Raw genomic sequence first — 23368 nt, 5'->3', positions numbered from 1 at the left:
CCCTTTTTTCTTCCCTCTCACGACACATAACGACAGGAGACAAGTCCATGGCCTACAAGGCACCCATCAAGGACCAGCTGTTCGTGATGAACGAGCTCGGCCGCCTCGACCAGGTCGCGCGCTGGCCCGGCTTCGAGGACGCCGGCCCCGAGACCGCGCAGGCCGTGCTGGAGGAGTGCGCGAGGCTTTGCGAGGAGGTGCTCGCGCCGCTGAACGCCGTGGGCGACCGCAACCCCGCGCGCTGGGACAACGGCGCCGTGCACAGCACGCCGGGCTTCAAGGAGGCTTTCAAGCAATACGCCGCCGGCGGCTGGCAGGGGCTGCAGCACCCGGCGGACTTCGGCGGGCAGGGCCTGCCCAAGCTGATTGGTGCAGCCTGCAACGAGATGGTCAACAGCGCCAACCTCAGCTTCGCGCTGTGCCCGCTGCTGACCGACGGCGCCATCGAGGCGCTGCTGACGGCGGGCTCCGACGCGCAGCGGCAGGCCTGGATACCGGCCATGATCGACGGGCGCTGGACCGGCACCATGAACCTCACCGAGCCGCAGGCGGGCTCGGACCTGGCGCTGGTGCGCACCCGCGCCGAGCCGCAGGGCGACGGCAGCTACAAGCTCTTCGGCACCAAGATCTACATCACCTGGGGCGAGCACGACCTGGCCGAGAACATCGTGCACATGGTGCTGGCGCGGGTGGCGGGCGCGCCCGAAGGCGTCAAGGGCATCAGCCTGTTCATCGTCCCGAAGTTCCTGCCCGACGCGCAGGGCCAGGCCACCGTGCGCAACGACGTGCACTGCGTGAGCATCGAGCACAAGCTGGGCATCAAGGCCAGCCCCACGGCCGTGCTGCAGTACGGCGACCAGGGCGGCGCCGTGGGCTACCTCGTGGGCGAGGAGAACCGCGGGCTGGAGTACATGTTCATCATGATGAACGCCGCCCGCTACGCGGTGGGCGTGCAGGGCGTGGCGCTGTCCGAGCGCGCCTACCAGCAGGCCGTGGCCTATGCGAAGGAGCGCGTGCAGTCGCGCCCGGTGGACGGCAGCGCCGCGGCGTCGGTGCCCATCATTCGCCACCCCGACGTGCAGCGCATGCTCATGACGATGCGCGCGCAGACCGAGGGCAGCCGCGCCCTGGCGCTGGCCGCCGCGGCCGCGCACGACGCGGCGCACGCGCACGTCGATCCGGGCCAGCGCGAGGCCAACCGGCGCTTCTACGACTACCTGGTGCCGCTGGTGAAGGGCTACTGCACCGAGGTGAGCCTGGACGTGGCCTCGCTGGGCATCCAGGTGCACGGCGGCATGGGCTTCATCGAGGAGACGGGCGCGGCGCAGTACCTGCGCGACGCCAAGATCCTGTCCATCTACGAGGGCACCACCGCGATCCAGGCCAACGACCTGGTCGGGCGCAAGACGCTGCGCGACGGCGGGCAGACCGCGCGCTGGCTGGCGCAGCAGGTCGAGACCACGGAAGCCGAGCTTGCCAACAGCGGCAGCGCCCATGCGCGCGCCATGCACCACCGCCTCACGGCCGCGCGCCAGGCCTTCATGGACGTGGTCGAGTTCGTGCTGGAGCACGGCAAGTCGCGGCCCAACGCCGTCTATGCCGGCTCGGTGCCGTACCTGATGCTGGCCGGCGCGCTGGTGGCGGGCTGGCAGATGGCGCGCGCGCTGCTGGTGGCCGAAGCCCGGCTGCGCGAGGGCACGGACGAGGAGTTCATGCGCGCCAAGATCGCCACGGCACGCTTCTTCGCGGACCACGTGCTGAGCGCGCTGCCCGGGCGGCGCGACGCCATCGTGCAGGGCGCCGACGCGCTGGCGGCAATGCCGCTGGAGGCGTACTGACATGGCCTTGCCACCCCTGCTGTCCCGCCTGTCGCTGCCGGTCATCGGCGCGCCGCTGTTCATCATCAGCCATCCGAAGCTCGTCATCGCGCAGTGCTGCGCGGGCATCGTGGGCGCGATGCCCGCGCTCAATGCGCGGCCGGCGTCGCAGCTCGACGAGTGGCTCGACGAGATCACGCAGGCACTGGCCGCGCACGACCGCGCGCACCCCGAGGCGCCCGCGGCGCCCTTTGCCATCAACCAGATCGTGCACAAGAGCAACGACCGGCTGGAGCAGGACATGGCGCTGTGCGCCAAGTACCGCGTGCCCGTGGTCATCAGCTCGCTGGGCGCGCGCGAGGAGATCAACCGGGCCGTGCATGGCTGGGGCGGCATCGTGCTGCACGACGTGATCGACGACCGCTTCGCGCGCAAGGCGGTGGAGAAGGGCGCCGACGGGCTCATCGCCGTGGCCGCGGGTGCCGGCGGCCATGCCGGCACGATCAACCCCTTCGCGCTGGTGCAGGAGATCCGGCAGTGGTTCGACGGGCCGCTGGCGCTGTCCGGGGCGATCGCCCACGGCGGCGCGGTGCTGGCGGCGCAGGCCTGCGGGGCGGACCTGGCCTACGTGGGCTCGGCCTTCATCGCCACCGAGGAGGCGCGCGCCGCGCCGGCCTACAAAGAGGCGATCGTCGAGGGGCGCGCGTCGGACATCGTCTACACCAACCTCTTCACCGGTGTGCACGGCAACTACCTGCGCGGCTCCATCGCCGCGGCCGGGCTGGACCCGGACGCGCTGCCGCAGAGCGACCCCAGCGCCATGAACTTCGGCGCCGGGCTGGCCAAGGCCTGGAAGGACATCTGGGGCGCGGGGCAGGGCATCGGCGCGGTGCGCGCGGTGGTGCCGGCGGCCGAGCGCGTGGCGCAGCTCAAGCGCGAGTACGCGGCGGCGCGGGAAAGGCTGGGGCTGGCGACGTGACACGGGCGCCGTTCATCCTTCGATACCTCAGGACGAACGGAAACCATTTCAGCGCGTGAGCACCTCCACGCTGGAGTCGCAGCCGTGGCCGGCCGCGACCAGGCGCCGGGCCCAGCGCGCGAAGGCGCGCTGCGTCCAGCGCCAGGGCAGCGGCACGAAGCGTTGCGGGCGCACCAGCGCATCGCAGACGTAGCGGTGTTGATCCGGCTCCCAGGCCAGCGCGGCGCAGGCGCCGCGGCGCCGGCGCGACAGCAGCATGCCCAGCGGGCAGGGCTCGGCGCTGCAGCACACGCCGCAGCCGTTGCAGGCGGCACCTTCGGCGGGCTTGCGCGGCGCGTCGGGGTGGATCTCGATGACGCGCTGGGCGGACATTCCTTGAATGTGCCGCAGCACGCAAAAAGCCCGTTGTGAACGGGGACTTTCCCTGCCGTCAGACGGGTGTCATCCCCCGCATTGAGGATGGTACAGTCCGCCGTTCTTTGAATTCGTCCTTCCCGTCCCCTTTGCTGGTTTTCACAAGAAATCCTGGTGAAGGCGGGTCGCAATCCGCCAACCGGTCAAGCCGTGTCGCGGAAGGTTCTTGAAACCAGCCAACAGCCTCGTGGACGAGGTGAAAGGTGAGCGAAAAATGATGCAGCAGTACAGGTCGAACTCGTACCTGTTCGGGGGCAACGCGCCCTACGTCGAGGAGCTTTACGAGGCTTACCTCGACAACCCCGGTTCCGTGCCCGAGAACTGGCGGGAGTACTTCGATGCCCTGCAGCACGTCCCGGCCGTGGACGGCAGCGAGCGTCCGGACGTGGCCCATGCGCCCGTCATCGAATCCTTCGCGCAGCGCGCCAAGTCCAACGCCTTCGCCGTCAAGGCCAGCAGCGCCGACCTCGCCGTGGCGCGCAAGCAGGTCCACGTCCAGAGCCTGATCGCCGCGTACCGCTCGCTGGGCTCGCGCTGGGCCGACCTCGACCCGCTCAAGCGCACCGAGCGCCCGAAGATCCCCGAGCTGGAGCCGGCGTTCTACGACCTGAGCGAGTCCGACATGGACATCACGTTCAGCGCCACGAACACCTACTTCACGACCGCCGAGCAGATGACGCTGCGGCAGATCGTGCAGGCGCTGCGCGAGACCTACTGCAGCACCATCGGTGCCGAGTTCATGCACATCACCGACCAGGCGCAAAAGCGCTGGTGGCAGCAGCGACTCGAGAGCATCCGCAGCAAGCCGACGCTCACCGCCGAGCAGAAGAAGCACGTGCTGGACCGCCTGACCGCGGCCGAAGGCCTGGAGCGCTACCTGCACACCAAGTACGTCGGCCAGAAGCGCTTCTCGCTCGAAGGCGGCGAGAGCTTCATTGCGGCGATGGACGAGATCATCCAGCAGGCCGGCCAGAAGGGCGTGCAGGAGATCGTGATCGGCATGGCCCACCGCGGCCGCCTCAACGTGCTCGTCAACACCCTGGGCAAGATGCCCAAGGACCTGTTCGCCGAGTTCGAGCACACCGCGCCGGAAGACCTGCCCGCCGGTGACGTGAAGTACCACCAGGGCTTCTCCAGCGACGTGGCCACCCCCGGCGGCCCGGTGCACCTGAGCCTGGCCTTCAACCCCTCGCACCTGGAGATCGTGAACCCGGTGGTCGAGGGCTCGGTGCGCGCGCGCATGGACCGCCGCGCCGACAAGACCGGCGCCCAGGTGCTGCCCGTGCTGGTGCACGGCGACTCGGCCTTCGGCGGCCAGGGCGTGAACCAGGAGACGCTGGCGCTGTCGGAGACGCGCGGCTACTCCACCGGCGGCACGGTGCACCTGATCATCAACAACCAGATCGGCTTCACCACCTCCGACCCGCGCGACCTGCGCTCCACGCTGTACTGCACCGACGTCGTCAAGATGGTCGAAGCGCCGGTGCTGCACGTCAACGGCGACGATCCGGAAGCCGTGGTGCTGGCCGCGCAGCTGGCGCTGGAGTTCCGCATGACGTTCCGCAAGGACGTGGTGCTGGACATCATCTGCTTCCGCAAGCTGGGCCACAACGAGCAGGACACGCCGGCGCTGACGCAGCCGCTGATGTACCGCAAGATCGCCCAGCACCCCGGCACCCGCAAGCTCTACGCCGACAAGCTGGCCGTGCAGGGCCTGGGCGAGACGCTGGGCGACGACATGGTCAAGGCCTACCGCGCCGCCATGGACGAGGGCCGCCACACGGTGGACCCGGTGCTCAGCAACTTCAAGAGCAAGTACGCCGTCGACTGGACGCCGTTCATCGGCAAGAAGTGGACGGACGCCGCCGACACCGCCATCCCGATGACGGAGTGGAAGCGCCTGGCCGAGCGGCTCACCACCTTCCCCGAGACGCTGAACCTGCACCCGCTGGTCAAGAAGGTCTACGACGACCGCGCCGCCATGGGCCGCGGCGACATCAACGTGGACTGGGGCATGGGCGAGCACATGGCCTTCGCCTCGCTGGTGGCCTCGGGCTACGCGGTGCGCCTGTCCGGCGAGGACTGCGGGCGCGGCACCTTCACGCACCGCCACGCCGTCATCCACGACCAGAAGCGCGAGAAGTGGGACGAGGGCACCTACGTGCCGCTGCAGAACGTGGCCGACAACCAGGCCCCGTTCGTCGTCATCGACTCGATCCTGTCGGAAGAAGCCGTGCTGGCCTTCGAGTACGGCTACGCCGGCTCCGAGCCCAACACGCTGGTGATCTGGGAAGCGCAGTTCGGCGACTTCGCCAACGGCGCGCAGGTCGTCATCGACCAGTTCATCGCCTCGGGCGAGGTGAAGTGGGGCCGCGCCAACGGCCTGGTCATGATGCTGCCGCACGGCTATGAAGGCCAGGGCCCCGAGCACAGCTCGGCGCGCCTGGAGCGCTTCATGCAGCTGGCCGCGGACAACAACATGCAGATCGTGCAGCCGACCACGGCCAGCCAGATCTTCCACGTGCTGCGCCGCCAGATGGTGCGCCAGTTCCGCAAGCCGCTGGTCATCATGACCCCGAAGTCGCTGCTGCGGAACAAGGACGCCACGTCGCCGCTGTCCGAGTTCACCGGCGGCGAGTTCCGCACCGTGATCCCGGAGCTCAAGGCCGACATCGACGCGTCCAAGGTCAAGCGCGTGATCGCGTGCTCGGGCAAGGTCTATTACGACCTGGTCAAGAAGCGCGAGGAGAAGGGCGCCGCCGACGTGGCCATCATCCGCGTCGAGCAGCTCTACCCGTTCCCGCACAAGGCCTTCGCCGCCGAGATGCGCAAGTACCCCAACGCCACGGACGTGGTGTGGTGCCAGGACGAGCCGCAGAACCAGGGCGCCTGGTTCTTCGTGCAGCACTACATCCACGAGAACATGAGCGAAGGGCAAAAGCTCGGCTACGCCGGCCGTCCCTCCTCGGCCTCCCCGGCCGTGGGCTACGCGCACCTGCACCAGGAGCAGCAAAAGGCGCTGCTGGAGCAGGCTTTCGCCAAGCTCAAGGGCTTCGTGCTCAACAAGTGACGTGATGAACCGCGGCGCGCAGCTGTTGCGCGCCGTCTCCTGCACGCGCGGCCCGCGCGTAGAACAAAGGGCCGCGCGGCAGCCGGGTACGCGCCCGGCAGACCCCAATTCCGAAGAGACGAAAAATGGCAATCGTTGAAGTCAAGGTTCCGCAGCTGTCCGAGTCGGTGGCCGAAGCCACGCTGCTGCAGTGGAAGAAGAAGGCCGGCGAGGCCGTGGCGCAGGACGAGATCCTGATCGAGATCGAGACCGACAAGGTCGTGCTGGAAGTGCCCGCGCCTTCCGCCGGCGTGCTGGGTGAGATCGTCGTGGCCGACGGCGGCACCGTGGTGAGCGACCAGCTCATCGCCAAGATCGACACCGAGGCCACCGCCGGTGCCGCGGCCCCGGCCGCCGCCGCCGCGCCCGCTGCTGCCGCCGCCCCGGCCGCGCCCGCGGCCGCCGCCGCCGCCACGGGCGGCTCCAAGAGCGACGTGGCCATGCCCGCCGCCGCCAAGCTGATGGCCGACAACGGCCTGGCCGCCGGCTCCGTGGCCGGCACCGGCCGCGACGGCCGCGTCACCAAGGGCGACGTGCTGCAGAACCTGCTGGCCGGCGCCAAGGCGGCCGTGCCCGCGCCGGTGGCCGCCCCGGTGGCCGCCGCCGTGGCCAAGCCGCTGCCGGCCGTGGCCGCGCCGGTGGCCGCCAACCTGGGCGACCGCCCCGAGCAGCGCGTGCCGATGAGCCGGCTGCGCGCCCGCGTCGCCGAGCGGCTGCTGCAGTCGCAGTCCACCAACGCCATCCTGACCACGTTCAACGAAGTGAACATGGCGCCGGTGATGGAGATGCGCAAGAAGTTCCAGGACAAGTTCGAGAAGGAGCACGGCGTGAAGCTGGGCTTCATGAGCTTCTTCGTGAAGGCCGCCGTGGCCGCGCTCAAGAAGTTCCCGGTCCTGAACGCCTCGGTGGACGGCAACGACATCGTCTACCACGGCTACTTCGACATCGGCATCGCGGTGGGCTCGCCGCGCGGCCTGGTGGTGCCCATCATCCGCAACGCCGACCAGCTGTCGTTCGCGGACATCGAGAAGACCATCGCCGGCTTCGGCCAGAAGGCCAAGGACGGCAAGCTGTCGCTGGAAGAGCTCTCCGGCGGCACCTTCTCGATCTCCAACGGCGGCACCTTCGGCTCGATGCTGTCCACGCCGATCATCAACCCGCCGCAGTCGGCCATCCTGGGCGTGCACGCCACCAAGGACCGCGCCGTGGTGGAGAACGGCCAGGTCGTAGTGCGCCCGATGAACTACCTGGCCATGAGCTACGACCACCGCATCATCGACGGCCGCGAGGCGGTGCTGGGCCTGGTGACGATGAAGGAAGCGCTGGAAGACCCGGCGCGCCTGCTGTTCGACATCTGATCCAACGGCAGTCGCGCTCGCGGCGCGATCGGCCGCCGTGCCTCGCGGGGCGCGGCGGCCGCAGCGCGGCAACGCATGGAGAGCCCGATGTCAACGCAAGGCCGTTCCCCGAAGAAGAGCGAGCAGCTCTACGACACCGACACCGCGGCGTGGGCGAGCCTGAACGCGGAGCTGCTGCGCCAGCGGCGCTTCGCGGAAGTGGACGTCGAGCACCTGATCGAGGAACTGGAAGACATGGGCAAGAGCGAGCGGCGGGCGCTGGAAAGCCACCTCTCGGTCCTGCTGATGCACCTGCTCAAGTGGGAGCACCAGCCCTCCATGCGCAGCAACAGCTGGCGGCTCTCGATCGAGAACGCCTGCGAGAGCATCCGCGACGGCCTGGACGACAGCCCCAGCCTGCGCCCCGTGCTGGAGGACCCGGCCTTCCAGGGCCGGGCCTACTCCAAGGCGCGCCGCAACGCGGCGATCGAGACCGGGCTGGACGTCGCGCGCTTCCCGCTGGAATGTCCCTTCGACGTCCGGCGCATCCTGTCAGGCGACCTCGGGCTGGACTGAGCCCGGCGCACCCACACCCTTACTGAACAAAAGCATGAGCAAGAACTTCGACGTCGTCGTCATCGGTGGCGGCCCCGGCGGCTACATCGCCGCGATCCGCGCCGCGCAGCTGGGCTTCAACACCGCCTGCATCGACGAGTGGCAGAACGACAAGGGCGGCCCGGCCCCGGGCGGCACCTGCACCAACGTCGGCTGCATCCCCTCCAAGGCGCTGCTGCAGTCGAGCGAGCATTTCGAGCATGCCGCCAAGCACTTCGGCGACCACGGCATCAGCCTGGAGAACCTGCGGATCGACGTGGCCAAGATGGTCGGCCGCAAGGACAGCGTCGTGAAGCAGAACAACGACGGCATCCTCTACCTGTTCAAGAAGAACAAGGTCACGTTCTTCCACGGCCGCGGCTCCTTCGCCAAGGCGGTCGAGGGCGGCGGCTACGAGATCAGCGTGGCCGGCAAGGCCGCCGAGACGCTCACAGCCAAGAACGTGATCGTCGCGACCGGCTCCAACGCCCGCCAGCTGCCGGGCCTGCCCTACGACGAGGCCAAGGTGCTGTCCAACGACGGCGCGCTGCGCATCGGTGCCACCCCGAAGAAGCTGGGCGTGATCGGCGCCGGCGTGATCGGCCTGGAGATGGGCTCGGTCTGGCGCCGCCTGGGCGCGGAAGTGACGATCCTGGAGATGCTGCCCACGTTCCTGGGCGCGGCCGACGAGCAGATCGCCAAGGAAGCGCACAAGGCCTTCGTCAAGCAGGGCCTCAAGATCGAGCTGGGCGTGAAGATCGGCTCGGTCAGCACCGAGGGCGAGGGCGTCACGATCGCCTACACCGACGCCAAGGGCGGCGAGCAGACCCTGGCCGTGGACAAGCTGATCGTCTCGATCGGCCGCGTGCCCAACACCATCGGCCTCAATCCTGAAGCCGTGGGCCTGCAGCTCGACGAGCGCGGCGCCATCGTCGTGGACGCCGAGTGCCGCACCAACCTGCCCGGCGTGTGGGCGGTGGGCGACGTGGTGCGCGGCCCGATGCTGGCGCACAAGGCGGAAGAGGAAGGCGTGGCGGTGGCCGAGCGCATCGCCGGCCAGCACGGGCACGTCAACTTCGACACCATTCCCTGGGTCATCTACACCAGCCCCGAGATCGCCTGGGTGGGCCAGACCGAGCAGGCGCTCAAGGCCGCGGGCCGCGCCTACAAGGCCGGCACCTTCCCGTTCCTGGCCAACGGCCGCGCGCGCGCGCTGGGCGACACCACCGGCATGGTGAAGTTCCTGGCCGACGCCGCCACGGACGAGATCCTGGGCGTGCACATCGTGGGGCCCATGGCCTCGGAGCTGATCTCCGAAGCCGTGGTGGCGATGGAGTTCAAGGCCAGCGCCGAGGACATCGCGCGCATCTGCCACGCGCACCCCTCGCTGTCCGAGGCGACCAAGGAAGCCGCCCTGGCGGTGGACAAGCGCACGCTCAACTTCTGAGCCGAGCGCGCAGAGCAGGGGCCCCGCGGGGCCCCTTTTCGATTCAACCCCCAACTGGCTGAAGCATCACCGTGGCCGTCCGAGCCCTCTACGAACAGACGCTGACCGAGCGCGGCTACAAGACCGACGAGGCGCAGCTGCGCGCCATCGCGGCGCTGGAGCGCTGCGAGAACGAGTGGATCGCCTACAAGGCGCGGCGCAACAACGCGCTGACCAAGCTGATCCGCCGCCCGCCGATCCCGCGCGGCGTGTACATGTACGGCGGCGTGGGGCGCGGCAAGAGCTTCCTGATGGACTGCTTCTTCCAGTCCGTGCCCCTGAAGCGCAAGACGCGGCTGCATTTCCACGAGTTCATGCGCGAGGTGCACCGCGAGCTGCAGGAGCTCAAGGGCGTGGTGAACCCGCTCGACGAGCTGGGCAAGCGCATCGCGCGGCGCTACCGGCTGATCTGCTTCGACGAGTTCCACGTCGCCGACGTGACCGACGCGATGATCCTGCACCGGCTGCTGGAGGCGCTGTTCGCCAACCGGGTGTCGATCGTCACCACGTCGAACTTCCATCCCGACGGGCTGTACCCGAACGGGTTGCACCGCGACCGCATCCTGCCCGCCATCGAGCTGCTCAAGGCGAACATGGAGGTGCTCAACGTCGATGCCGGCACCGACTACCGCCGGCGCACGCTGCAGCACGTCAAGCTCTACCACTGCCCGCTGGGGGCGCAGGCCGACGCCGAGATGGCGGCCGCGTTCGAGGAGCTGGCCGAGGCCCGGGAAGAGGACCCGGTGCTGCACATCGAGCAGCGCGTGCTGCAGGCGCGCCGGCGCGCCGGCGGCGTGGTCTGGTTTGACTTCAAGACGCTGTGCGGCGGCCCGCGCTCGCAGAACGACTACCTGGAGATCGCCAGCCGCTTCCACACCGTGATGCTGTCGGACGTGCCGCACATGCCGGTGCGCCTGGCCAGCGAGGCGCGGCGTTTTACCTGGCTGGTGGACGTTTTGTATGACCGCAGGTGCAAGTTCATCGTCTCGGCCGCGGTGCCGCCCGAGGAGCTCTACACCGAGGGGCCGCTGGCGCACGAGTTCCCGCGCACGGTGTCGCGCCTCAACGAGATGCAGTCCCAGGAGTTCCTGGAGCTGGAACACCGCGAGGTCGATACCTCGCTGACCTGACGGGCGTTGCGCCCAAGGGGCACCGCCTACACTGCGCGCCCCCATGGCGAACACCACCACCCCCGACGATGCTGCCGTTGCGGCCGCCTCCGACGTTGAAAGCGGCGCGCTGGCGCAGGCCGTGAGCAAAACCTTCGGTGCCGACGGCGCGCTGGCGCAGGCCGACCCGAACTACGTCCAGCGCCCGGCGCAGCAGCAGATGGCGCTGGCCGTGGCGCAGGCCATCGAGCGGCGCGAGGCGCTGGTGGCCGAGGCCGGCACCGGCATCGGCAAGACCTTCGCCTACCTGGTGCCGCTGCTGCTGTCCGGGGCGCGGGCGCTGGTCAGCACCGCCACCAAGAACCTGCAGGACCAGCTCTATTTGCGGGACCTGCCGCGGCTGCGCGCCGCGCTGGGCCAGCCGGTGAGCCTGGCGCTGCTCAAGGGCCGCGCCAGCTACCTGTGCCGGCACCGGCTGGAGCTGGCGCGCGCGGGCGAGATGGACGCGCGCACGCAGCGGGCGCTCGCGCGCATCGAGCTGTGGTCGCACGCCACCGTCAGCGGCGACCTGGCCGAGCTGGACCTGCTGGATGAACGCTCGCCGCTGCTGCCGCTGGTCAGCTCCACGCGCGAGAACTGCCTGGGCGGCGAGTGCCCGCAGTTCACGCGCTGCCACGTGATGCGCGCGCGGCGCGAGGCGGTGGGCGCCGACGTGGTGGTGGTGAATCACCACCTGTTCTTCGCCGACCTGGCGCTGCGCGACAGCGGCGTGGCCGAGCTGCTGCCCACGGTGGACGTGGCGGTGTTCGACGAGGCCCACCAGCTGGTCGAGGCCGGCGTGCAGTTCCTGGGCACCACGCTGGGCAGCGCGCAGCTGCTCGACTTTTCCCGCGACCTGCGCCTGGAAGGCGCGCAGCCGGCGCGGGGCCTGGCCGCCTGGGACGAGCTGGCCACGCGCTGCGAGACCGCCGCGCGCGAGCTGCGGCTGCATGCCGCCGGCACCTACGGCGCCGGGCGCATGAGCACGCGCCTGGCCTGGAGCGACCGCGAGGGCAGCGACGCCTTCCACGGCGCGCTGCAGGGCGTGGCCGACGCCTGCGGCGCGGCGCAGCGTGCGCTGGAGCCGCTGGCCGGCAGCGGGCCGGACCTGCAGCGCCTGCACCAGCGCGCGCAGCTGCTGGCCGAGCGCACGGCGCTCTTTGCCGCGCCCGCGTCCGCTGACCAGGTGCGCTGGATCGACATCGGGCCGGCGCAGGTGCGGCTGGTGGAGTCGCCGCTGGACATCCGCAATGCCCTCACGCAGCAGCGCGAGGCCGGGCGCAAGGCCTGGATCTTCACCTCGGCCACGCTGGGCGCGGACGCGAAGCTCAGCTGGTTCACCGGCAGCACCGCGCTGGAGGACGCGCGCGTGCTGCGCCTGGACAGCCCCTTCGATTACGCCGCGCACGCGCGGCTGTGGATTCCCGACCGCTTCGCCGCCGCCGGCACCGAGCCGCATGCGCCGGCGGTGGGGCGGCTGGCGGCGCGGCTGGCCAGCGCCCTGGGCGGGCGCACCTTCGTGCTGACCACCACGCTGCGCGCACTGTCGGCGGTGGCGTCGGCGCTGCGCGAGGAGCTCGCGCAGGCGGGCGTGGCCATCGACGTGCTGGTGCAGGGGGAGCTGCCCAAGCGCCAGCTGGTGCGGCGCTTCCTGGCGCATCCGCAGGACTCGGTGCTGGTGGGCTCGGCCAGCTTCTGGGAGGGCATCGACGTGCCCGGCGACGCGCTGCAGTGCGTGCTGATCGACAAGCTGCCCTTCCCGCCGCCGGGCGACCCGCTGGTGGAGGCGCGCGCGGCGCAGCTGGAGGCGCAGGGCAAGAGCGCCTTCAACGCCTATTTCCTGGCCGAGGCGGCTGTGTCGCTGAAGCAGGGCGCGGGGCGGCTGATCCGCAGCGAGCGCGACCGCGGGCTGCTGGTGGTGTGCGATCCGCGCCTGGCGCACAAGGGCTACGGCGCGCGCCTGCGCCGGGCGCTGCCGCCGATGACGCGGCTGCAGGAGGAGGGCGAGGCGCTGGCCTGGCTGCGCGAACTGGCGGCGGGGCGGGCGGACGCTGGAGCGGCTTCGCCTTCGCCAGAGGAAAAATCGGCGCTCTTTGACAAGGTGCCGAATGAATCACGGGAGTGATTGACACATCACCGCACAAAATTCGGTGCTGTCGGGGGTGCTTCCAGGGCTGCCGCCGCCACCGGCGCGCCATGAAAAAAGCCAGCCCTGGGCTGGCTTCGCTTCAGCGGCGGCGCGGCGCGCTCACCACACCTGCCACCACGGCTTCTTCTTGCCTTGCGCCTGGCCGGTGAGGAAGGCGCTGTCGGGGAAGTTCTGCTGCAGCACGCGCTGCGCGTCGTCGCGCAGCTGGGGCAGGTCCAGCCGGTCGTAGCTCTGCACCATCAGGTACAGCGCCTCCTCGATGGCGGGGGTCTGCGGGTACTCCTTGATGGCCTGCTGGGCGCGGTTGGCGGCGGCCACGTAGGCGCCGCGGCGGAAGTAGTAGCGCGCCACGTGGACCTCGTAGGCCGAGAGCGCGTTGACGATGTAGTCCATGCGCGTGCGCGCTTCGGACGAGTACTTCGACTGCGGGAACTGGTCCACCAGCTGCTTGAACGACTGGTAGGCCTCGCGCGAGGCCTGCTGGTCGCGCTCGGACAGCTCCTGGTTGGTGAAGCGGCCCAGGATGCCCAGGTTGTCGTTGAAGTTGACGACGCCGCGCAGGTAGAGCGCGTAGTCCAGCGCCGGGCTCGACGGATTCAGCTTGATGAAGCGGTCCAGCGTGGCCAGCGACTCGGCGCGCTCGCCGGTGCGGTAGCGCACGTAAGCCAGGTCGAGCGTGGCCTGCTGCGCCAGCAGCGTGCCGGCGGCGCGGCCCTCGACGCGCTCGAGCGTCTTGATGGCGCGCTCGTAGCTGCCGGCGCCGATGTCGTCCTTGGCGTCTGCGTACAATTTTTCGACCGCCGTGGTGGACAGCGGGTCCTCCTTGGTGGTGCCGCAGCCCGCCATCGCCAGGGCCGCCGCCAGCACCGCTGCCGCGCAAGCGGGCGTTCGATGCGCCCCGGGGCGCTTCCAGGAAGAAAAGCTCATCTCTGATTGCTGGCGGCCGCGCGCGTCGTCCGCAGGTCCGGAAAAAACACGAATTGTATGGTTGACCCCTTGCCCGACCTGCCCGAACTGCCCGATGCGGCGAACGAAGAAGATGCCGCCGAGGAGCAGGAGCACGAGTGGCGCGAGCGCGAGGTGGACGCCTCGCTGCGCGGCCTGCGCCTGGACAAGGCGCTGGTGCTGATGGCCGGCGAGTTCTCGCGCAGCCACCTGCAGGGCCTGATCGAGCGCGGCCACGTGCAGCTCGACGGCCAGGTGGCGCGCACCGCCGCGCGCGCGCTGCGGCTGGGCCAGCGCATCCGGCTGGAGCTGGTGCCCACGGCCGAGAGCCGGGCTTTCCGCGCCGAGGCGCTGCCGCTGTCCATCGCGTTCGAGGACGAGCACCTGCTGGTGCTGGACAAGCCCGCGGGGATGGTGGTGCACCCGGCGGCGGGCAACTGGTCGGGCACGCTGCTCAACGCGCTGCTGGCGCACCACGCGGGCGCGGCGCGGCTGCCGCGCGCGGGCATCGTGCACCGGCTGGACAAGGACACCTCGGGGCTGATGGTGGTGGCCAAGTCGCTGCCGGCGATGACGGCGCTGGTGCGCGCCATCGCCGCGCGCGAGGTCAGCCGCCAGTACCTGGCGCTGGCGCACGGCGTGCCGCGCGAGGCGGCCTTCACGGTGGACGCGGCCATCGGCCGCGACCCGCGCTCGCGCGTGCGCATGGCGCTCGTGGCATCGGGCAAGCCGGCGCGCACCGACTTCGAGCTGCTGGCCGCGGGGCAGGGCGCGAGCGCGCTGCGCTGCACGCTGCACAGCGGGCGCACGCACCAGATCCGCGTGCACCTGGCCTCGCGCGGGCACCCGCTGCTGGCCGATGCGCTCTACGGCGGCGCGCCGGCGCTGGGGCTGCAGCGCCAGGCGCTGCACGCGCACCGGCTGCGCTTCACGCACCCGGTGCTGGGCCATGAGCTGGCCTTCGAGCAGCCGCCGCCGGCGGACCTGGCCGCGGCGCTGCAGGTGTTGCAGGGCTGAAGGCCGCGCCCGATGCGTGGCCCCGGTCACGCCCTGGGGCAAGCCCTCTGAAGGGGCGGCGGCAGATCCCTCTCCAGGGGGTTACAATGGTCGCCACCGCGCGCGGCAGCCGGGCGGCCCGCACCGCCCCACCTGCCGCTGTAGTCGCCCAGCCTTGAAGCCCCGCACCCGAGCGCCGGCGTGAGCCGCAGCAGCCGGGTCGGCCCCAGGTCCGAATCCCTCAGCCGGCTGTCCGTGAAACGGGCGCCCGCCCTTCGACCCCTACCGTCGTGATGTCCGACGCTGCCGCCTTCGGCACCCGCAGACCTTGATGAATACCCAGGACGCCAAGCGTGTCCTTGAAACCGCCCTGATCTGCGCGCAGCAGCCGCTGCCGCTGCGCGAGCTGCGCCTGCTCTTCGACGGAGAGCTGGGCGCGGACACGCTGCGCACGCTGCTCGACGAGATCGCGCGCGACTGGCAGGGCCGCGGCGTGGAGCTGGTGACGCTGGCCTCGGGCTGGCGCTTCCAGAGCCGGCCGGAGATGCAGCCGTACCTGGCGCGGCTGCAGCCCGAGAAGCCGCCGCGCTACTCGCGCGCGGTGATGGAGACGCTGGCCATCATTGCCTACCGCCAGCCCGTGACACGCGGCGACATCGAGGACATCCGCGGCGTCACGGTGGGCACGCAGGTGATCCGCCAGCTCGAAGAGCGCGGCTGGATCGAAGTCATCGGCCACCGCGAGGCGCCGGGGCGGCCCGCCCTGTACGCCACCACGCGCCAGTTCCTCGACGACCTGGGCCTGGGCGGGCTCGACGGCCTGCCGCCGCTGCAGGCCCCCGGCGCGCTGCCGCAGGCGCTGGAGTCCCCGATCCAGGCGGCCCTGGCGCAGCAGTTGCCGCTGCTGGGCACGCCTGCCGAAGCCCCGGAAGAGCCCGCCGTTGCCGCGTCCGACGCGCCGGCGCCCGCCGCCACCCCCGAACCCCCGCCGGCCGCCCTGGCCGAACCCACCCCTTCGCAGCCATGAATCCCCAAGACGCTGACAACCCGTTGACGACCCCCGCCGCAGAAGACGGCGCCCCGGCTGCGCAGGAGGCCGCCGCGCCCGCGCCACGCAAGCGCGCGGCGCCGCGCAAGCGTGCCGCGCCCAAGGCCGCCGCCGAAGCCGTGAGCACGGCCGAAGCGGCTGACGGCGCGCCTGCCGTGGCCGAGCCGGCGTCCGCCGCCGCGGCGCCCGCCGAGGCCGCGCCCGCCGAGGAGGCGCCGCAGCCCGCCGCCCCAAAGCGCACCCGTGCCCCGCGCGCGGCGCGCAAGAAGGCGGTCGAGGCGCAGGCGGGCGATGGGGAAGCCGCCGCGGTGGACGCGCCGGCAGCGGCGGCGGTGGAGGTGGTGAGCCCGGCGCCGCAGGCGGCACCGGCCGAGGCGGCGACCGAGGCACCCGCCGACGAAGCGCCGGCCGAAGCTGCCGCGGGCGAGGAAGAGGCCGCGCGTCCGCGCCGCCGCCGCACGCGCCGCGACAAGCCGGCGGCCGAGGCCGTCGCAGACATCGTGGGACCGGCCCCGACCGAGGCGGCCGTGGCCGCGGCGGACGTGGTGGCGGCGCCCGTGGCGCGCGTGGCGCCCGTGGCCGAGGATGCGGCCGAGGCACGGCCCGCCGCCGACGCGGTGCCGGCCGAGGCCGGCGAAGCCGCGGACGCCGCCGAGACCGCCGAGGCCGCCGAGGCCGCACCCGGCGCCGAGGCGCGTCCCGAGGGCCGCCGCGAGGGGCGCAACCGCCGCAACCGCGGCGCCGAGCGCCGTGCCCGCGAGCCCGGCGCCGAGGGTGCCGCGCCGGCCGAGGGCGGTGTTGCCGCCAGGCCGGCCGAGGCCGCGCCGGTGGCGGTGCCCGACACGCAGGAAGTCTTCGCGCAGGTGCTCTCCGGCGCCTTCGACGTGGAGCCGGAAGGCGACGAGCTGGAGGCCGAGGCCGGCGCGGAAGGCGCGGCGCCGAAGCGCGTGCTGGCCGCCGAACCCGACGCGCCCAAGCTGCACAAGGTGCTGGCGCAGGCCGGCGTGGGCTCGCGCCGCGACATGGAGCAGCTCATCGTCGAGGGGCGCATCACCGTCAACGGCGAGCCCGCGCACACCGGGCAGCGCATCTCCTGGGGCGACCGCATCCAGGTCAACGGCAAGCCGATCAAGGTGCGCATCGCGCCGCCGCCGGCGCGCGTGATCGCCTATCACAAGCCCGTGGGCGAGGTCGTCACGCACGACGACCCGCAGCAGCGCCCGACCGTGTTCCGCCGCCTGCCGCGGCTGCAGCAGGGCAAGTGGCAGTCGGTGGGCCGGCTGGACATCAACACCGAGGGCCTGCTGCTGTTCACCAACTCCGGCGAGCTGGCGAACCAGCTGATGCACCCGCGCTTCGGCGTGGAGCGCGAGTACGCGGTGCGCGTGCTGGGCACGCTGGAGCCGGATGCGCGCGCGCGGCTGCTCGAAGGCGTGGAGATCGAGGGCCAGGCCGCGTCGTTCAAGTCCATCGAGGACGGCGGCGGCGAGGGCGTGAACCACTGGTACCGCGTCGTCATCACCGAGGGCCGCAACCGCGAGGTGAGGAAGCTGTTCGACGCGGTGGGGCTGGCGGTGAGCCGGCTCATCCGCATCCGCTACGGCACCGTGGTGCTGCCGCGCGGCCTCAAGCGCGGCGCCTGGGTGGACCTCGACGAGAACGACGTGCGCACCATCCGCCGCCTGGCCCAGGGGCCGGGCGCGCAGGAGCGCCGCGGCGACCGCAATGACCGCGGTGACGGCGACGACCGGCGCGGCCGGCGCGGCAACAACAAGCGCCGCGGCGGCCGCGGCCAGGACCAGCGCGGCGAAGGCGCGCCGCTGCCGCAGGAGGGGCGCGAGCAGCGCGAACCGCGCGAGGCCCGCGAGCCGCGCGAGCAGCGCGAGCAGCGCGGCCCGCGCCGCGACGCCGCCGAGCAGGCGCCGCGCGGCGACCGCGGTGGCGATCGCATGGGCGAGCGCAACGACCGCAACCGCCGTGGCAAGCGCGGTCGCGGCGGCGAGGGCGCAGGCCCGCGGGCGGAGCGTCCGGAAGGCGGCGCGATCCCGAATCCGCTGCAGCAGACCTACGACAAGCGCGCGCTGCAGGCCGAGCGCCAGCGCAGCCGCAGCGCCGACTGGGACGACGACGACAACCGCCCGATCCCGAACCCGCTGCAGCAGACCTACGACAAGCGCGCGCTGCAGGCCGAGCGCCAGCGCCGCGAGCGCAGCGAGGACGGGCCGATCCCGAACCCGCTGCAGCAGACGTTTGACAAGCGCTTCGTGCAGAAGGGCCCGGGCATGGGCGGCGGCGGTGGTGGTTTCGGCCGCAACCGCGGGCCCGGTGGCGGCGGCTTCGGCGGCGGCCAGGGCAACGGCCCGCGCGGCGGCAAGGGCGGCGGCGGTGGCCGGGGCAAGGGCGGTGGCGGAGAGCGCCAGCCCGATCCGATGCAGACCTCGGTGGGCTACATCGGCGCCGACGCCTTCCTGCGCGGCAAGGGCCGCGGCGGCGGCCGGGGCGGCCGCGGCGGGCGCTGAGGCCCGCATTCCCACACGTTGACCGCGCGGCGCTTCGGGCGCGCCGGCGCGGACACCCGCGTGTCACGGGCGGTTGAAACCGGCTCGGTACAATCGCGGGTTTGCCCGATTCACCCTAAGGAGAAGCCACATGGCCATCGAACGCACCCTGTCCATCATCAAGCCCGACGCCGTTGCCAAGAACGTGATCGGCCAGATCTACGCCCGCTTCGAAGGCGCCGGCCTGAAGGTCGTCGCCGCCAGGATGGCGCACCTGTCGCGCCGCGAGGCCGAGCAGTTCTACGCCGTGCACGCCGCGCGTCCGTTCTTCAAGGACCTGGTGGACTTCATGGTCTCCGGCCCCGTGATGATCCAGGTGCTCGAAGGTGAAGGCGCCATCGCCAAGAACCGCGAGCTGATGGGCGCCACCGACCCGAAGAAGGCCGACAAGGGCACCATCCGCGCCGACTTCGCCGACAGCATCGACGCCAACGCCGTGCACGGCTCCGACGCCCCCGAAACCGCCGCCGTGGAAGTGGCCTTCTTCTTCCCCGGCATGCAGGTCTTCAGCCGCTGAGACAGGCTGACGGATCCGCGACACCACCGCCTCAACCGGGCCGAGCAGTCATGAGCCTCGTCAACCTGCTGGATTTCGACCTCGAAGGCCTCACCGCCTTCTGCGAGGGCCTGGGCGAGAAGCGCTTCCGCGCGGTGCAGTTGTTCCGCTGGATCCATCAAAAAGGCGCGGGCGACTTCGACCAGATGAGCGATCTGGCCAAGTCGCTGCGCGCCAAGCTGGCCACGCGCGCCGAGGTGCGGCCGCTGGCCGTGCTCAGCGAGCAGGCGTCCAGCGACGGCACCGTGAAGTGGCTGTTCGACGTGGGCGGCGGCAACGCGGTGGAAACCGTGTTCATCCCGGAGGAAGACCGCGGCACGCTGTGCGTCTCCTCGCAGGCCGGCTGCGCCGTGGGCTGCCGCTTCTGCTCCACCGGCCACCAGGGTTTCAGCCGCAACCTCGCCACCGGCGAGATCCTGGCGCAGCTGTGGCATGCGGAACATCACCTGCGTACCCGGCTGAAGCTCGGCCCCACCGAGCGCGCCATCGACAACGTCGTGATGATGGGCATGGGCGAGCCGCTGCAGAACTACGCGGCGCTGGTGCCCGCGCTGCGCACCATGCTCGACGACCACGGCTACGGCCTGTCGCGCCGCCGCGTGACGGTGAGCACCTCGGGCGTGGTGCCGATGATCGAGCGGCTGCGCGAGGACTGCCCCGTGGCGCTGGCCGTGTCGCTGCACGCGCCCAACGACCCGCTGCGCGACGAGCTGGTGCCCCTGAACAGGAAGTACCCGATCGCCGAGCTGCTGGACGCGTGCCACGCGTACCTGGAAGCCGCGCCGCGGGACTTCATCACCTTCGAGTACTGCATGCTCGACGGCGTCAACGACACCGACGCGCATGCGCGCGAGCTCATCGAGCTGGTGCGCCGCAGCCCGCGCCGCGACGGCACGCGCGGCATCAGCTGCAAGTTCAACCTCATTCCCTTCAACCCCTTCCCGGCCTCGGGGCTCAAGCGCTCGCCGCGCGAGCGGGTGCTGGCCTTCGCGCGGCTGCTGGCCGATGCCGGCATCGTCACCACGGTGCGCAAGACGCGCGGCGACGACATCGACGCCGCCTGCGGCCAGCTCGCCGGCGAGGTGCAGGACCGCACCCGCGCGGCCGAGCGCATGACGCGCGCGCCGATCCGCATCCACGCCGCCGGCGCGCCGACCGCGCGCTCCTGAACGCGCGCGCGGCCGCCCGACGCCGGAATCGCTGGAAATCCCACCGCCCCGATGCCCGCCACCCGAGCCCGCGCGCTGCCCACAACCGGCCTGCTGGCCACGGCCGCGCTCGCGTGCGCGCTGCTGGCGGGCTGCGCCGCGCCGGCCCGGCACGCGGCCGAGCCCGACACGGCGCAGCGCCGCGCGCAGGCGCGGCTGGCGCTGGCCTCGGCCTATTTCGAGCAGGGGCAGGCCGCCACGGCGCTGGAGGAGGTGGACCAGGCCCTGGCGGCGGACGCGCGCTTCGCGCCAGCCTGGAGCCTGCGCGGCCTGGCCCAGGCCAGCCTGGGCGACGCGGCCGCGGCGCGCGCCAGCTTCGAGCGCGCGCTGGCGCTGGAGCCGGGCGATGCCGACACGCGGCACAACTTCGGCTGGTTCCTGTGCCAGCAGCAGCGCTGGGACGAGTCCCAGGCGCAGTTCGAGCGCGTGCTGGCGCAGCCGGGCTACCGCGCCGCGGCGCGCAGCCTGCTGGCGCTGGGCGTGTGCCAGATGCGTGCCGGGCGCTGGGAGGCGGCACAAGGCAGCCTGGAGCGCGCCGCCGCCCTGGAGCCGGCCAATGCCGCCGCGGCGCTGGCGCTGGCCGAGGTGCTGCTCAAGCGTGGCGCGCCCGAGCGCGCGCAGGGGCAGCTGCAGCGCGTGAGCTTCGCGCCGGCACGCGCCGACGCCGCGGCGCTGTGGCTGGCCGCGCGCATCGAGCACCGGCTGGGCCGCCAGGCCGCGGTTGAAACCATCGGGCGCGAGCTGCGCCAACGCTTTCCGCAAGCGCCGCAGACGCTTGCCCTGGATCAAGGACGTTTCGATGACTGAGCCCAGCGCACCGCCCTCGCGCGGTGGAGATTCCCCCGGCGCGCTGCTGCGCCATGCGCGCCAGCAGCAGGGCGTCGAGCTCGACGCCCTGGCCGCCGCGATCAAGGTGCGGCCCGACAAGCTCGCCGCGCTGGAGAGCGACCGCTACGAGCAGCTGCCCGACATGGCCTTCACGCGCGCGCTGGCCAAGACGCTGTGCCGCACGCTCAAGATCGACGCCGCGCCGGTGCTCGCCGGGCTGCCTTCCAGCCTGGACGGCGCGCGGCTGGAGCAGGTGGCCGTCGGCCTGAACACCCCGTTCCGTTCCGACCGGCGCGAGGCGCGCGACTGGGGCCCGCTCAAGCGGCCCATCATCTGGGCCGTGCTGCTGCTGCTGCTCGGTGCGGCGGCCATCGTGCTGGTGCCGGCGAGCTGGCTCCAGTTCGGCCGCGGACTGCCCGGCAGCGCCGCAGCGGACGGTGCCACGGCTTCAACCACGCCGGCCACGACCGCGTCCTCGGTGGTGGAGACCGTGATCGGGGCGCCGCAACCGCAGCCGCCCGCCGAAGGCACGAGCTCCGTCACGTTGCCGGCAACCACTGCGGACCTGGCGCCGGCCGCGCCGGCCACGGGCGCCGGTGGCGGGCTGCTGGTGCTGCGCGCCACGGGCGAGTCCTGGGTGGAAGTGCGCGACGGCACCAACCAGCTGCTGCTGTCGCGGGCGCTGCATGCCGGCGAAACCGTCAGCCTCGACGGGGTGCTGCCGCTGCGCGCGACCATCGGCAATGCCGCGGCCACCACGGTGAGCTTCCGCGGCCAGCTGCTGGACTTGCGCACGCAGTCGCAGAACAACGTGGCCCGCCTCGAACTCAAGTAAGTGAGCGCTGCACCGATGAACATGCCTTCCGACTTCGAACCCATCGCCGTGGCCGCGCCGGCCGCGCGCCGCTCGCTGCAGGCGCGCGTGGCCTGGGGCGGCCAGGTGCTGACGCTGGGCGGCGACGCGCCGGTGCGCGTGCAGTCGATGACCAACACCGACACGGTGGACGTCATCGGCACCGCGATCCAGGTCAAGGAGCTGGCGCAGGCCGGCTCGGAGCTGGTGCGCATCACCGTCAACACGCCGGAAGCCGCGCAGGCCGTGCCGCACATCCGCGAGCAGCTCGACCGCATGGGCATCAGCGTGCCGCTGGTGGGGGACTTCCACTACAACGGCCACCGGCTGCTCAGCGAGTTTCCGGACATGGCAGCCGCCTTGTCCAAGTACCGCATCAACCCGGGCAACGTCGGCAAGGGCGACAAGCGCGACCGGCAGTTCGCCCAGATGATCGAGGCGGCGCTGAAGCATGACCGCCCGGTGCGCATCGGCGTGAACTGGGGCAGCCTGGACCAGGAGCTGCTCGCCGCGCTGATGGACGAGAACGCGCAGCGGGTGAAACCCTGGGACGGCAAGCAGGTCATGTACCAGGCGCTGGTGCAGTCGGCGCTGTCCTCGGCGGCCTTCGCGGTCGAGCTGGGGATGGACCCGGCGCAGGTGATCCTGAGCTGCAAGGTCTCCGGCGTGCAGGACCTGGTGAGCGTGTACCGTGCGCTGGCGGCGCGCTGCCGGCACTCGCTGCACCTGGGGCTGACCGAGGCCGGCATGGGCACCAAGGGCACGGTGGCGTCGGCGGCGGCGCTGTCGCTGCTGCTGCAGGAAGGCATCGGCGACACCATCCGCGTCAGCCTCACGCCGCAGCCGGGCGAGCCGCGCACGCAGGAAGTGGTGGTGGCGCTGGAGATCCTGCAGGCGCTGGGGCTGCGCGCCTTCAATCCCAGCGTCACGGCCTGCCCGGGCTGCGGGCGCACGACCAGCACCACGTTCCAGGAGCTGGCCAAGCAGATCGACGACTTCCTGCGCGCGCAGATGCCGGTGTGGAAGGCACGCTATCCCGGCGTGGAGAACCTCAAGGTGGCCGTCATGGGTTGCATCGTCAACGGCCCCGGCGAGAGCAAGCATGCCGACATCGGCATCAGCCTGCCGGGCACGGGCGAGGCGCCGGCAGCGCCCGTGTTCATCGACGGCGAGAAGGCGTTGACGCTGCGCGGCGAGGGCATCGCCGCCGACTTCCAGAAGATCGTCGAGGACTACATCGAGCGCCGCTTCGGCTCCGTGGCGGCCTGACGCCGACCGGGTTTGATTCCTTGCGCCGCAGGCCCCGGGCCGCGGCGCCCATTTGCCGCTGTCACCGCAGCGGC

18 protein-coding genes are annotated in these 23368 nt (G+C 71.7%); 16 read left to right on the top strand and 2 right to left on the bottom strand.

Annotated features, from left to right (window positions below):
* Window positions 1-47: 47 nt before the first annotated feature.
* Together FJ694_RS05750 and FJ694_RS05745 are read left to right on the top strand one after the other, a co-directional pair.
* On the top strand, window positions 48-1838 hold the full coding sequence (locus FJ694_RS05750; RefSeq protein ID WP_157265130.1) for an acyl-CoA dehydrogenase: 1791 nt from the start codon (window positions 48-50) through the stop codon (window positions 1836-1838).
* Window position 1839: 1 nt separating this feature from the next.
* Window positions 1840-2796, top strand: a complete 957-nt coding sequence (locus FJ694_RS05745) for an NAD(P)H-dependent flavin oxidoreductase (protein WP_157265128.1) — start codon at window positions 1840-1842, stop codon at window positions 2794-2796.
* A gap of 48 nt (window positions 2797-2844) precedes the next feature.
* Here the strand turns inward: FJ694_RS05745 and FJ694_RS05740 are convergent, their stop codons facing one another.
* Window positions 2845-3168, bottom strand: coding sequence for a hypothetical protein (locus FJ694_RS05740; RefSeq protein WP_157265126.1), 324 nt, complete (start codon window positions 3166-3168; stop codon window positions 2845-2847).
* A 256-nt stretch (window positions 3169-3424) separates the two neighbouring features.
* Here FJ694_RS05740 and FJ694_RS05735 point away from each other — a divergent pair, with 256 nt between their 5' ends.
* The 6 genes from FJ694_RS05735 (at window position 3425) to yoaA (ending at window position 13009) form a co-directional block, all read left to right on the top strand.
* Window positions 3425-6280 (top strand): 2-oxoglutarate dehydrogenase E1 component, encoded by a 2856-nt coding sequence (locus FJ694_RS05735; RefSeq protein ID WP_157265124.1) that lies wholly within the window; start codon window positions 3425-3427, stop codon window positions 6278-6280.
* A 125-nt stretch (window positions 6281-6405) separates the two neighbouring features.
* A complete protein-coding gene (gene odhB / locus FJ694_RS05730; RefSeq protein WP_157265122.1) occupies window positions 6406-7677 on the top strand; it encodes a 2-oxoglutarate dehydrogenase complex dihydrolipoyllysine-residue succinyltransferase in 1272 nt (423 codons plus the stop codon).
* An 87-nt stretch (window positions 7678-7764) separates the two neighbouring features.
* Entirely contained in the window at window positions 7765-8232 is a 468-nt protein-coding gene (locus FJ694_RS05725; protein ID WP_157265120.1) for a DUF29 domain-containing protein, read from the top strand.
* Between the two features lie 34 nt (window positions 8233-8266).
* Window positions 8267-9697 (top strand): dihydrolipoyl dehydrogenase, encoded by a 1431-nt coding sequence (gene lpdA / locus FJ694_RS05720; protein WP_157265118.1) that lies wholly within the window; start codon window positions 8267-8269, stop codon window positions 9695-9697.
* A gap of 71 nt (window positions 9698-9768) precedes the next feature.
* Window positions 9769-10866: a cell division protein ZapE gene (zapE, locus tag FJ694_RS05715; RefSeq protein WP_157265116.1), complete on the top strand. Its 1098-nt coding sequence runs from the start codon at window positions 9769-9771 to the stop codon at window positions 10864-10866.
* A gap of 43 nt (window positions 10867-10909) precedes the next feature.
* Entirely contained in the window at window positions 10910-13009 is a 2100-nt protein-coding gene (gene yoaA / locus FJ694_RS05710; RefSeq protein ID WP_157265114.1) for a DNA repair helicase YoaA, read from the top strand.
* 123 nt (window positions 13010-13132) lie between these two features.
* Here the strand turns inward: yoaA and FJ694_RS05705 are convergent, their stop codons facing one another.
* Complete coding sequence (locus FJ694_RS05705) at window positions 13133-13960, bottom strand: outer membrane protein assembly factor BamD (protein ID WP_157265112.1); 828 nt, start codon at window positions 13958-13960, stop codon at window positions 13133-13135.
* Window positions 13961-14017: 57 nt separating this feature from the next.
* Between FJ694_RS05705 and FJ694_RS05700 the strand changes: the two genes are divergently transcribed.
* The 8 genes from FJ694_RS05700 to ispG all read left to right on the top strand — a co-directional run bounded on the left by FJ694_RS05700 (window position 14018) and on the right by ispG (window position 23294).
* Entirely contained in the window at window positions 14018-14995 is a 978-nt protein-coding gene (locus FJ694_RS05700; protein WP_157265110.1) for an RluA family pseudouridine synthase, read from the top strand.
* Window positions 14996-15305: 310 nt separating this feature from the next.
* A complete protein-coding gene (scpB, locus tag FJ694_RS05695; RefSeq protein ID WP_157265108.1) occupies window positions 15306-16001 on the top strand; it encodes an SMC-Scp complex subunit ScpB in 696 nt (231 codons plus the stop codon).
* Complete coding sequence (locus FJ694_RS05690; protein ID WP_157265106.1) at window positions 15998-18541, top strand: pseudouridine synthase; 2544 nt, start codon at window positions 15998-16000, stop codon at window positions 18539-18541. The genes scpB and FJ694_RS05690 overlap by 4 nt, the downstream gene beginning before the upstream one ends.
* 130 nt (window positions 18542-18671) lie before the next feature.
* Complete coding sequence (ndk, locus tag FJ694_RS05685) at window positions 18672-19097, top strand: nucleoside-diphosphate kinase (protein ID WP_157265104.1); 426 nt, start codon at window positions 18672-18674, stop codon at window positions 19095-19097.
* Window positions 19098-19147: 50 nt separating this feature from the next.
* The gene (rlmN, locus tag FJ694_RS05680; protein WP_157265102.1) at window positions 19148-20305 is read left to right on the top strand and encodes a dual-specificity RNA methyltransferase RlmN; all 1158 of its coding nucleotides are present in this window, start codon (window positions 19148-19150) and stop codon (window positions 20303-20305) included.
* Between the two features lie 51 nt (window positions 20306-20356).
* Entirely contained in the window at window positions 20357-21151 is a 795-nt protein-coding gene (gene pilW / locus FJ694_RS05675; protein WP_157265100.1) for a type IV pilus biogenesis/stability protein PilW, read from the top strand.
* Complete coding sequence (locus FJ694_RS05670) at window positions 21144-22007, top strand: helix-turn-helix domain-containing protein (RefSeq protein WP_157265098.1); 864 nt, start codon at window positions 21144-21146, stop codon at window positions 22005-22007. Before pilW ends, FJ694_RS05670 begins: the two co-directional genes overlap by 8 nt.
* Before the next feature lie 15 nt (window positions 22008-22022).
* Window positions 22023-23294, top strand: a complete 1272-nt coding sequence (ispG, locus tag FJ694_RS05665; RefSeq protein ID WP_157265096.1) for a flavodoxin-dependent (E)-4-hydroxy-3-methylbut-2-enyl-diphosphate synthase — start codon at window positions 22023-22025, stop codon at window positions 23292-23294.
* Window positions 23295-23368 lie beyond the last annotated feature (74 nt).

Origin of the sequence: Azohydromonas aeria (genome assembly GCF_009760915.1) — a bacterium.
Classification (GTDB): Bacteria; Pseudomonadota; Gammaproteobacteria; order Burkholderiales; family Burkholderiaceae_C; genus Azohydromonas; species Azohydromonas aeria.
Note: the sequence above shows the minus strand (reverse complement) of the source record. Positions and strands in the feature narration are given on the sequence as shown.